The organism is Deltaproteobacteria bacterium (genome assembly GCA_003696105.1).
GTDB lineage: Bacteria > Myxococcota_A > Polyangia > Haliangiales > J016 > J016.
Window position 1 is genome coordinate 1 of record RFGE01000282.1, and the last position, 11,295, is coordinate 11,295.

9 protein-coding genes and 1 pseudogene are annotated in these 11,295 nt (G+C 73.2%); 7 read left to right on the plus strand and 3 right to left on the minus strand.

The genetic code is table 11. The features are described 5' to 3' along the window. Positions 1-17: 17 nt before the first annotated feature. Positions 18-794 carry a helix-turn-helix domain-containing protein gene (locus D6689_17835; protein ID RMH39017.1) on the minus strand — a complete coding sequence of 259 codons (777 nt, stop codon included), beginning with the start codon at positions 792-794 and terminating at the stop codon, positions 18-20. Between the two features lie 83 nt (positions 795-877). On the opposite strand from D6689_17835, the gene D6689_17840 reads away from it, so the two are divergent. The 7 genes and pseudogenes from D6689_17840 (at position 878) to D6689_17870 (ending at position 8,151) form a co-directional block, all read left to right on the plus strand. Then, positions 878-2,503: a benzoyl-CoA-dihydrodiol lyase gene (locus D6689_17840; protein ID RMH39018.1), complete on the plus strand. Its 1,626-nt coding sequence runs from the start codon at positions 878-880 to the stop codon at positions 2,501-2,503. A gap of 3 nt (positions 2,504-2,506) precedes the next feature. Then, positions 2,507-3,922 carry a benzoyl-CoA 2,3-epoxidase subunit BoxB gene (gene boxB / locus D6689_17845; GenBank protein ID RMH39019.1) on the plus strand — a complete coding sequence of 472 codons (1,416 nt, stop codon included), beginning with the start codon at positions 2,507-2,509 and terminating at the stop codon, positions 3,920-3,922. A gap of 372 nt (positions 3,923-4,294) precedes the next feature. After that, positions 4,295-4,516 (plus strand): annotated as a pseudogene (locus D6689_17850) (thioredoxin family protein). Then, entirely contained in the window at positions 4,449-4,628 is a 180-nt protein-coding gene (locus D6689_17855; GenBank protein RMH39020.1) for a hypothetical protein, read from the plus strand. Before D6689_17850 ends, D6689_17855 begins: the two are co-directional and overlap by 68 nt. Further along, positions 4,625-5,524 (plus strand): aldo/keto reductase, encoded by a 900-nt coding sequence (locus D6689_17860; GenBank protein RMH39021.1) that lies wholly within the window; start codon positions 4,625-4,627, stop codon positions 5,522-5,524. Before D6689_17855 ends, D6689_17860 begins: the two co-directional genes overlap by 4 nt. Positions 5,525-5,998: 474 nt before the next feature. Next, positions 5,999-7,078 carry a hypothetical protein gene (locus tag D6689_17865; protein ID RMH39022.1) on the plus strand — a complete coding sequence of 360 codons (1,080 nt, stop codon included), beginning with the start codon at positions 5,999-6,001 and terminating at the stop codon, positions 7,076-7,078. A 5-nt stretch (positions 7,079-7,083) separates the two neighbouring features. Beyond that, positions 7,084-8,151: a tetratricopeptide repeat protein gene (locus D6689_17870; GenBank protein ID RMH39023.1), complete on the plus strand. Its 1,068-nt coding sequence runs from the start codon at positions 7,084-7,086 to the stop codon at positions 8,149-8,151. A 179-nt stretch (positions 8,152-8,330) separates the two neighbouring features. Here D6689_17870 and D6689_17875 read toward each other — a convergent pair whose 3' ends face one another. Together D6689_17875 and D6689_17880 are read right to left on the minus strand one after the other, a co-directional pair. Next, complete coding sequence (locus tag D6689_17875; protein RMH39024.1) at positions 8,331-10,640, minus strand: hypothetical protein; 2,310 nt, start codon at positions 10,638-10,640, stop codon at positions 8,331-8,333. 81 nt (positions 10,641-10,721) lie between these two features. Further along, a partial coding sequence (locus tag D6689_17880; GenBank protein RMH39025.1) for a sulfurtransferase FdhD occupies positions 10,722-11,295 on the minus strand: 574 nt, incomplete at its 5' end.

Consider the following 11,295-nt stretch of genomic DNA (forward strand, 5'->3'; position numbering starts at 1 on the left):
GCGGCCCCGCCGGTCGGTCATCCCGCTGCGGGGGCCGCCGAGACGCCGGCGCGTCGGCCGATGGCTTCCAACACGCGATCGACCACCTGCGCGACCGTACAGCCGGTGGTGTCCACGATGTGGTCGGCTGCGCTGTACAGCGGCTCGCGCGCGGTGAGCAGCGCGCGCAGCTCGGCGAACGCGTGCGGGTTTTCCGCCATCGGCCGGCGGTCGCCCTGCAGCAGCACTCGGTTCCAGTGGTCCTCGGCGCGGGCGCGCAGCCACACGGTCGTGCACCGCTCGCGCAGGATGCTGAAGTTGTCGCGGTCGTTGACGATGGAACCGCCCGTCGCGAGCACCGCGGGTCGGTTTTCCGCGAACAGCTGAGCGAGCACCTCGCGCTCCAGGCGCCGGTAGTACGCCTCGCCGTGCAGCTCGAAAATCTCCGCGAGGCTGAGTCCGGCCGTCTGCTCGATGCGCGCGTCGACTTCGACGAACGGCACGCCGCGGCGCTCGGCCAGTGCCGCTCCGACCGTCGACTTGCCGGCGCCGCGCAGGCCGATGAGCGCCACGATGCCGTCCGGGGCGGTCGACGGGGTGGCCCCGACGAGCAGCTCGGCCGGCGTCGTGCCCAGCGCCACCGCGACATCAGCGAATCGCGCCAGGGAGATGTTCCCCTCGCCCGCCTCGAGTTGCGCCAGAAAGCGCTCGGACACGCCGCAAGCTGCCGAAAGCTGACGGCGTGACAGCCCCCGATGCTCCCGGAGTGCACGGACGCGCGCCCCGACCGTGGCGAGCAGTGCTCGGTGTCGCATGTGCGCACTATACTGCCTGTTTTGTCTGACATGCAAGCAATAAAATGCTTGCCCCGGGGGCCTCGTTTCGATACACGTAGCGCATGGATCCCATCTCGTTCGAGACGCACCCGAGCCGCTACCACCACTGGTCGCTCGAGGTCGACGGCCCGGTCGCCCGCCTCACCATGAAGGTCGATCCCGACCATCCGCTGCGGCCGGGCTACGAGCTGAAGCTCAACTCCTACGACCTGAGCGTCGATATCGAGCTGGCCGACGCGATCGAGCGCCTGCGGTTCGAGCACCCGGAGGTACGGGCGGTCGCGATCAGCGGCGAGGTCGACGAACGCGTGTTCTGTTCCGGCGCCAACATCTACATGCTCGGCGCGTCGTCGCACTCGTTCAAGGTCAATTTTTGCAAGTACACCAACGAGACGCGCATCGCGATCGAGGACGCGTCGGCAAACTCCGGGCTGCGTTTCCTCGCGGCGTGCAACGGCACGACGGCCGGCGGCGGCTACGAGCTGGCGCTCGCGTGCGACGAGATTTTCCTGGTCGACGACGGATCGTCGGCCGTGTCGTTTCCCGAAACGCCGCTTCTGGCGGTGTTGCCGGGGACGGGCGGGCTCACGAGGCTCGTCGACAAGCGCAAGGTCCGCCGCGACCGCGCCGACGTGTTCGCGACCCTCGCCGAGGGGATCAAGGGCAAGCGCGCCGTGGAGTGGAACCTGGTCGACCGCGTCGTGCCGCGATCGAAGTTCCAGGAGGCGGTCGCCGAGCGCCTGCGCGAACTGGCCGCCGAGGTGGCGGACGTGCCGCACGGGCCGGCGGTCGACATCCCGCCGCTCGGCGACTACCGGCACGTGACGCTCGACGTCGACCGCGCGGCGCGCACGGCGACGCTCACGATCTCCGGCCCCGCCGCGCCTCCGCCGGAGGACGTCGCTGGCCTCGTCCGCGAGGGCGGCGACCTGTGGGCATGGCGCGCGTTTCGCGAGCTGGACGACGCGCTGCTGCGCCTGCGCTTCAACGAGCCGGACATCGGTGTGGTCGTGCTGCGCAGCCGCGGGGACGCCGGCCGCGTGCTCGCGGCGGACCGCGCGCTCGCGGCGCTCGCGACCACCTGCGGGTTTGCGCGCGAGGTGCGCCTGTACCAGGCGCGCGCGCTTCGCCGGCTCGACCTCACGGCCAAGTCGCTGTTCGCGGTGGCCGACGAGGGATCGTGCTTCGCGGGCAGCTTGCTCGAACTCGCGCTGGCCGCCGACCGGTTCTACATGCTCGAGGACGACGACGGCGCGGTCGGCGTGTGGACGTCGCCGGCCAACGACGGGGCGCTGCCGATGTCGAACCACCTGTCGCGGCTCGAGTCGCGGTTCCTGGCCGATCCGGACCGCGCGCGCCGCGTGCTCGAGCGCGGCGCCGAGGGGATCATTCCGACGGCCGAGGCGGACGAACTCGGCATCCCGACCATCGTCGCCGACGACATCGACTTCGACGACGAGCTGCGCATCGCGGTCGAGGAGCGCGCGTCGCTGTCGCCGGATGCGCTCACCGGCATGGAGGCGTCGCTGCGCTTCGCCGGCCCCGAAACCCTCGAGACCAAGATCTTCGGCCGCCTGTCGGCCTGGCAGAACTGGATCTTCACTCGCCCCAACGCGACCGGGCCCAAGGGCGCCCTCACGTTGTACGGCAAACCCGAGCGCCCTGACTTCGACTGGAAGAGGACCTGACCGATGGCACACATCTCCGACGAGCGAATCCCCAACAACGTCGACCTGTCGTCCGACCGCCGCCTGCAGCGCGCGCTCGAGAAGTGGCAGCCCAACTACCTGCAGTGGTGGCGGGAGATGGGCCCGGACGGTTTTCAGGAGGACGAGATCTATCTGCGCACCGCCGTGTCGGTGGAGCCGGACGGGTGGGCCCATTTCGACTACGTGAAGATGCCGGAGTATCGGTGGGGCATCTTTCTCACGCCGATGGACGGCTCGCGTCAGATCCACTTCGGCGACAATCTGGGCAAGCCGGTGTGGCAAGAGGTGCCGGGGGAACTGCGCGGCATGTTGCGCCGGCTGATCGTGACGCAGGGGGACACCGAGCCGGCGTCCGTCGAGCAGCAGCGCCACCTCGGGCGGACGTGCCCGTCGCTGTACGACCTGCGCAACCTGTTTCAGGTCAACGTCGAGGAGGGCCGCCACCTGTGGGCGATGGTCTACCTGCTGCACCGCTACTTCGGGCGCGACGGTCGCGAGGAGGCCGAGGAGCTTTTGCAGCGGCGCAGCGGTGACTCCGACCGCCCGCGGATCCTCGGCGCGTTCAACGAACCGACCGAGAACTGGCTGTCGTTTTACATGTTCACGATGTTCACGGACCGCGACGGCAAGTACCAGCTGTGCGCGCTGTCCGAGAGCGGGTTCGATCCGCTCGCGCGAACGACGAAGTTCATGCTCACCGAGGAGGCGCACCACATGTTCGTCGGCGAGACCGGCGTCGACCGCATCGTGCGCCGTAGCTGCGAGCTGATGAAGCAGGACCCGAACGAGGATGTGCGGGCGGCCGGCGGCATCGATCTGCCGACGGTCCAGAAGTACCTGAACCTGTGGTTTTCGCTGTCGCTCGACCTGTTCGGCGGCGAGATTTCGTCGAACGCGGCGGATGCGTTCGCGGCGAGCGTCAAGGGGCGCTACCGCGAGGAGCGGTACGACGACCACCTGTGTCTCGACGCGACGTACGAGGTCGAACAGGTCGAGGACGGCAAGGTCGTGCGCAAGCCCGTGGCGATGCGCACGGCGATGAACGAGGTGCTTCGCACCGACTACATCGAAGACTGCCAGCGCGCGGTCAACAAGTGGAACCGGACGATCCGCGACGCCGGAATCCCGTTCGAGTTGCGCCTGCCGGACCACAAGTTCCACCGCGCGATCGGCCTGTACGCCGACCACCACTTCGACCCCGACGGCAATCTGCTCACCGAGCAGCAGTGGGAGGCGCGCAAAAACGAGTGGCTGCCGTCTCCCGACGACGCGGCGTACGTAAACTCGCTCATGCACCCCGTCTACGAGCGAGGCAAGATCGCCCACTGGATCGCGCCGCCCAAGCGCGGCATCAACGGCAAGCCGTTCGACTTCGAGTACGTGCGCCGCGCGGTGTAGCGCGCCGGCCGGGACGCCGGTCGCCGTGTGCGCCGGCGACACCCTGTCCATCCGTGCAGGGCACGCGGTGGTTGCGGGAACAAACGTTTCGGCGAGCGCCCGCCGCACGGGCACCGACTCCGCGAGCGGCGGCCCGGTGCGAGGAGGGCACGGCACGCCCGGACCGACCGCGCCCGGCCGCGCGACCCGCGGGCCCCGGTGCGGATCGCCCGCGATGGCGGTTCGTGGCGTCAGCTTCTTGTCGCCGCGTGTGCCGGCGTGATAAACGGGCAGCCGTCATCGGGGCCGTGCACGGAAAGTGTAAGCAGCGGCTCGCAGCGACGTTACCGTTAGCCAGCTTTACCCAGCTTTGGAGCAAAACAAGGAGTGGCCATGAAGATTCTGCGTACCGTTGTACTTGCTATCGGTCTTGCCGGTCTCGCCGTCGGTTGCGGCGGCTCGAAGGGCGAGGACACCACCCCGGCGGCCGCCGCGGGCAACCCCTGCGGCGGTGACGAGAACCCGTGCGCGGGCAACCCCTGCGGCGGTGACGAGAACCCGTGCGCGGGCAACCCCTGCGGCGGCGACGAGAACCCGTGCGCGGGCAACCCCTGCGGCGGCGACCCCTGCGGCGGGAACCCCTGCGGCGGCGACCCCTGCGGCGGGAACCCCTGCGGCGGCGGCTGGTAGTCCAACCGTAGGCCGAAACGCGGCGGCTCTCGCGTGAGGGCCGCCGCGGCGTTTTTCGGCGGAACGGGCGCGGAGCGGCCGGACGCGGGTGGCGTTGCGATGTACGCTCACGGGATGGAGACCCGGCCACTGGGCCGAACCGGTATCGATGTGCCGGTGATCGGGCTCGGGACCTGGCGTGTGTTCAACGTTCGGGATACCGAGGGCGAGGCGCGCTGCGAGGCGGTCGTCACGGCCGCCCTCGACAGCGGGGCGAGGCTGATCGACACGTCGCCGATGTACGGGGAGTCGGAGCGGGTGGTCGCGCTGTCCCTCGCCGGACGGCGTGACCGCGCGCTCGTGGCGACGAAGGTGTGGGCGCGGACGCGCGCGATCGGGGAACAGCAGATCGAGCGGGCGCTCGACTGGTTCGAGCGCGTGGACCTGTACCAGGTGCACAACATGCTCCTGTACGACGCGCACATGCCCTACCTCGAACACCTGCGAGATGCCGGGCGCGTGCGCGCGATCGGCGTGACGCATTATCTTCCGGGCGAGTTCCCGGCCGTCGTGGACGCGATGCGATCGGGGCGGATCGACGCCATCCAGGTTCCGTACCATCCGCTCGAACGGACGGTCGAATCCGAGGTGCTCGCGGTCGCCGACGAGCTTGGCATCGGGGTCATCGCGATGACCCCGTTCAAATCGGGGGAGCTGGTCGCCGGGGCGCCTCCCGACGGCGCACTCGAGCCCCTGCGACCGCTGGGCGTGCGCACCTGGGCACAGGCCTTGCTGAAGTGGGTCCTGTCCGACCCGCGTGTGACCGCTGTAATTCCAGCAACTTCCAGTCCGAGTCGCATGGCGGAGAACGCGGCCGCCGGTCAGCCGCCGTGGTTTGGCCCGGCAGAGCGGGACTACGTGCGCGACCTCGCCGTCCGCTGCATCGCCGAGTAGGCCGGTCGGACGCAACCGGGGGGAGCCCTCCCACCGATCGGGGAGCCATGCCGCCGGGTCAGGACCGCAATTGTCGCGGGATCGTGCGAACGGAAGTTGGCATCCGGCTCGCAACCCGAGTCGGACGGAGCCCACCGCATGTCGTCTGTCCGGGATTCCCGGGTTCGCCGCCGGCGACGCTCTGCGTCGATCGTGCGCGCCCTTCCGTTGCCGCCGCCCGCGAAGACGCCACCGCCACGGCTCGCCCGGCGGCCGATCGTGGGGGCGGCCGCCGCAGGCCCCGTCGTGCTCGCCGCGGGTACGGAACCCGTGTCTCGCGTCCCCGGCTCGAATGGGGGAGCGCGCGGCCGGCCATACCGTGGCCCGCTGCGGCCGCCGTCGGCTGGCACGAGTGATTTGCAGGCTTGGCACGGGCCGCCGCCCCCCCAGCACACACCGCGCAACCGCACGCCGACCGGCGCCGGCGATCCGGAAGTGCGAGACGGCGCCACGTCCGGGGCGATCGCCGCCGCGCGGCCGCCGCCCGAACTGCGGCTCGCGCTCGTCGGCGCGCGGCCGCGGGACACGCCGGATCCCGACGTCTCGGTGCCGAGCCTGCGTCCGCGCCGCCACGCGTTGGGTGCGGCGCTCGTCGCAGCCGGCATCGGGATCGGTGTGGCGTTCGCCATCGCGATCGGCGGGGACTCCACCGTCGGCGCACCGGCGGCGGCGCCCGCGAGCGCCGCGGCGGGCGGCCCGGGCGAGCGTGCATCCGCACATTCGGCAGCCCCCGCCGGCATCGCCGGCGCGCCGCGCGAGGGCACGGCCGGCTCGCCTCTGGCCGGCTCTCCGGCGCCTCCGGCGATCGCCCATGCGGCCGGCGCCGCATCGGCTGCATCGCGGGATGAGGCGTCCGCGTCCCCGGAGGGCACGGCCTCGGCACTCGGCGCCGCGATGGCCGGCCCGCGCTCGAGCGGCGCCGCAAGCGGCAGCGCCAGCGCCGCGGAAGCCGCGGACGCGCGCGCCGGCACCGGGGCGACGCGCGCGCGCGAAACGGCCGCGCGGCCGCCGCCCGAGGCCGCGGGTGACCGGCGCGAGCGCGCTCGCGAGCGCGACGAGCCGGCGCCGGCGCGGCGCGCCGCCTCCGCCGGGCGGCAGACGGGCCGGGCGGAACCCGGCGAGCGCTCCCGCGAAGCCGCCCGCCGGCAATCCGCCCGGGAGGCGGTCGATCGGTCGCGCGAGCCGACCGCTCGCGAACGCCCGGCCCTGCGGCCGCCCGCCGGATCGGTGCACAAAGCGGTCGGCGCGCGGCCGGGTGACGATCCGGCGCCGGTGGGCGATCGCGGTCGCCGGGCGGCCGGAGGCGACGCCGGGTTCGTCACGGTCGACGCGCGGCCGTACGCGACGATCTGGATCGACGGCGAGCGCGCGGGCGACACCCCCGTGATCCGCTACCGGGTCGCCCCCGGCGACCACCGGCTGCGCGCGCGTTGGGCCGACGGGCGCGCCGGGGAGTGGACCGTACACGTCGAGCCGGGGCAGACGCTGCGGCGGCGCGTCAACCCGGGTCCGTAACCGCCATGGCACGTTCGCATCCGCTGTCGCGTTCGCTGTCGTGCACGTCGCCTCGGCGCCCGCGCGCGGCCGTGGCCGGCTGCTCGCCACGCCGGCGGGCACTCGCCGCCGCCGTGTTCGCGGCGTGCATCGCGCCCGCGGCGGCCGTGGCCAACCCGCGGCTCGACGCAGCGCGGGAGGCGCTCGACGCGCTCGACTTCGACGCGGCGCGGACTGCGCTGGACGCGGCCCTTCGCACCGGCGACAACGACCCGGCGGTCGTCGCTCGCATTCACGGGCTGGCTGGCCAGGTCGCCGCGGCGTTCGGCGACGTCGACGGCGCGGCCCATCACTTTCGCGCCTGGCTGTCGCTCGCGCCGGGCGCGCGCCTTCCGCCGGGTCTCGCCCCGCGGTTCGTCGACGCGTTCGAGCGGGCGCGGAGCGAGCTGGGCGGCCGCGCCCTCGCGATCAGGGTTCGGCCGCTGCGTCCCGGCGACACGCGCGTGGTCGCGATCGTGACGGCCGACCCGGCGAGGCTCGTCGCCGGGGTGCGCGTGCGCTATCGCACGGCCGGCGGCGCCGTCCGCGTCATCGAGGTGCTCGGCGATCGCCGGTTTTCGGTGCCGCTCGGCTCAGTCCCCGCGGGCCCGGTGCACGTCGCGGCCATCGATCGGTGGGGCAATCGCCTTGCGGAGGCCCACCAGCGCGTCGCGCCCCCGGTCCGCCGCGTCCCCCTACGCGACGCGGGCGCGCGCCGCCGGCCGCTGTACGCGCGCGGCGGCGCGTGGGCGATCGTCGCGGTCGGCTTCGGCGGGGCCGGCGCGTACTACGGGCTCGCGGCGCGGCGCGACGGCGACGCGATCCGCGCCATGCTCGCCGACCCCGACCGGTACGACGAGGACCGCGCCCGCGCGCTGCGCGCCCGTGGCCGCCGCAGCGCGTTGGTGGCCAACGTCAACTTCGGCGCCGCGGCCGCGGCGGCGATCGTGGCGACCGTGCTGTGGTTGCGCGACGACGAACCCGACGAGCCGCGCGGCGTGCGGATCGAGCCGACCGCGGCGGGCGCGACGGTGACGTGGACGGCGCGGTTCTGACGCCGGCGGCACCGCGCCGCTGCCGCCGACTGCGACGCACCACGCCGCGGCGGTGACCGCGCGGGACGGCGCCGCGATCCGCCGCCGCCTACGTCACGCAAGCTCGCCGGCGCCGCGCGCGGGCGACGACCCGCCGCGCTACCCGCCGGCGCCGTGCGCGCGGGCGACGACCCGCCGCGCTACTCGCCCAGGTCCGCGGCGAACGCGGCGGTCACGTTGGCCGGATTGCCCCACCGCGCCTTGCGCCAGCGCGCGTTGTAGGCGCGCAACAGCCACAGCGCGTCTTCGACCGCGCGGCGCGCGATCGGCCGCTCATCGGCGACATTGTGCTGTTCGAGCGGGTCGGCCTCCACGTCGTACAGTTCCGCTTTCGCGCCGCCGGCGACGTGAACCTTCCACCTCCCCAGCCGGCCGGCGTGCACGTTTTCGTAGTGGCTCGCGAAGGCAAGCCTCGGGTAGCCGCGCCCGACTCCCTGAGCGAGCGGCAATAGCGACGCCCCTTGCCATGATTCGTCCGGCGCGACGCCGAGCGCGTCAGCGATCGTCGGCACGATGTCGATGCCCTCGACCGCTTCGTCGATTGCTCCGGCCGGTACGAGCGGCGGATAGTAGACGACCAACGGGACGTGGACGAGCGCCTCGCGCACGCTCACGCCGTGGCCGATCTTGCCGTTCTCGAGCAGCTCGTCGCCGTGGTCGGCCGTCAGGATGACCATGGTCTGGTCGCGGATGCCCCACGCGTCGAGCGTGTCGAACAGCCTGCCGACGAGCGCGTCCTGGTACGACACGTTCGAGTCGTACAGCGCGCGGAGACGGTCGATGTCGCGCGGCGACGGCTTGATCGCGCCGGCCGCGATCTTGCCGACGTCGCCGCCGGACGCCATCTTGTCGAACCGGCCGCGGTACGGCTCCGGGTCGTAGCGGGAGATCCACGGCTCCTTGGCTCGCCACGACACGTGCGTGTCGATGGTGCCGAGATAAAGCAGCCACGGCTCGCGGCGCCCTTCGACCGTCGCGAGCCCGCGCGCCAGGATGTCCTCGCCGGACAGGCCGCCGCCTTCGTGAATGTGGTTGCGGAAGACGTCCCAGTCGTCGCCGAACCCCCACTTGCGCGCAATGTAGCCGTTGCCGGTCTCCCCGCTCGCGTACAGCCCGGCCTTCTTCGCCAGCTCGTCGACCGTGAACCACCTGTCGGCCAGCTTCGCCTTGGGCGACAGCATGTCGTGGACCACCGGGTACAGCGACGACCACATCGACGCGTGGGACACGCGCGACTCGTTGCCTTGCACGTAGGCCTGGCGGAACACCGCGGCCTCGGTCGCCAGCCGGTCGAAGTGGGGTGTCTCGGGCCGCGCCTTCGGATTGATGATGCGCAGCCGGTCGGCGCGCAGCGAGTCCATGATCCACAGGATCACGTACCGCGGCGGCGGTCCGGTTCGCGTCGCGGGTGCGGGGCCGGGCACCGTGAGATCGGCGCGGGGCAGCCGCGCGCGCGCGCAGCCGCCGAGGGTCAGGTCCAGGCGCACGGCCTCGCCGGCCAGCGCCGACAGATCGACCGCGCCGCCGCCGTCCGTGACGGCGCCGCGGACCGGCTCGCCGCGGTCCGCGTGCGCCACGACGTTGATGGTGCAACCAGGTCCGGCGCCGTCGATGACGAGCGCGCCGCCGTCGGGCACGACGACATACCAGGCGAGCCCGCGGTCGGCGGTGAGCTCGAGCCCGGCCGGTCCGCCGAGCGGCGCGGACTCGTCGTACGGGCGAGCGCCGCCCACCTGCCACCACGCGAACGCGAATCCCCCGCGCCGCGCGCCGAACAGGGCCAGCTCGTTTTCGCCCGCGCGCAGCCGGCCGGCCGGCACCGCGAACGCGGCGGTCGACCACCCGGCCGGCACGTCGACCGTCGCGGCGTCGGCACCGTTGACGCGCAGGGTCGCGGGCCCACCGCGATCGGCGTGGACGCGCACCCACACCTGGGCGGCGGCGGTGGCCTGCTCGCGCGACAGCGGCACGCGCAGCGACAGCACGTCGCCGCGGGGCCGCGCCGCGCGCTCGCCCGCCACGTCGACCGCGAGGTCGGCCGGCAGGTCGCTCTTGCGGAAGCGCAGGTATTTGGCCGCGCGGTGTGAGCCGAGCGGCACCCACAGGCCGCCCGCGAACGTCGCGTGGGCCGCCAGCCGGTTGTCGATCAGCGAGTAGACGGCGTGCTCGACGCGGCGGGGCGCCGCGGAACGCGCGGCCGGAGCCGCCGCCGCGCTCGGGGCGCGCGCGGCCGGGGGCGCACCTTGCGCGTCGGAATCGCCGCAGCCGACCCCGGCCGCGGCCACCGCCGCGGCGATCGCGACCCAGCGGGGCCGCGCCGTGCGCCGCCCGGGGCGCCCGAGCGCGCTGCCGCGCGACGGGGCGAGCAGGGCGGGGCGAGTCGGGCACACCAGATGGCTCCCGGTGACCGGGGACGCTCGCCGCGATGCGGCGCGGGACTCCTCGGTCACGACCGAGGAGGAACGGCTCGGCGCTCCGGCACACGTCGGCCGGACCGTGACACCGCGATGTCGTCTGTCCACATCCGTCCCCTAGCACACTCGGTGCGCGTGCGTGTAGCAATTGAAGCGGCCGGCGCGCACGAACCCACACAGGGTGACCCCGAACTCCCGGGCCAGGTCCACCGCCGCGGTGCTCGGCGCCGACACCGCGGCCACGAGCGGAACGCGGGCCGCGATCGCCTTTTGGACGATCTCGAACGACAGCCGTCCCGACACGCACAGCAGCGCGTCGGTCGCCGGCAGGCGACCGGCCGCGAGCGCCCAGCCCACGACCTTGTCGACCGCGTTGTGCCGGCCGACGTCCTCGCGGCCGACCCACAGGTTTCCCTCGGGCGAAAACAGGCCGGCCGCGTGCAGTCCGCCGGTGCAGTCGAACACCGATTGTTGCGCGCGCAGCGCGTCCGGCAACGCCGCGACGACGTCCGCCGGCACGCGCACCGCCGACTCGATCGGCGCCGCGCGCACCCGCAGCGACTCGATCGACACCTTGCCGCACACGCCGCAACTCGATGTCGCGAACGTGCTGCGCTCGGGCAGCCGCGTGCGCGCGAGCGGGCTGCGCAGGTGCACGTCGACGATGTCGTCGGCGATCCGCTCGAACCGC

Bases quoted from the DNA above. Each gene is read 5' to 3' on its own strand.
- D6689_17835 (RMH39017.1), bottom strand. From the start codon at position 794: ATGCGACACCGAGCACTGCTCGCCACGGTCGGGGCGCGCGTCCGTGCA.
- D6689_17870 (RMH39023.1), top strand. From the start codon at position 7,084: ATGGCACGTTCGCATCCGCTGTCGCGTTCGCTGTCGTGCACGTCGCCT.
- boxB (RMH39019.1), top strand. From the start codon at position 2,507: ATGGCACACATCTCCGACGAGCGAATCCCCAACAACGTCGACCTGTCG.
- D6689_17840 (RMH39018.1), top strand. From the start codon at position 878: ATGGATCCCATCTCGTTCGAGACGCACCCGAGCCGCTACCACCACTGG.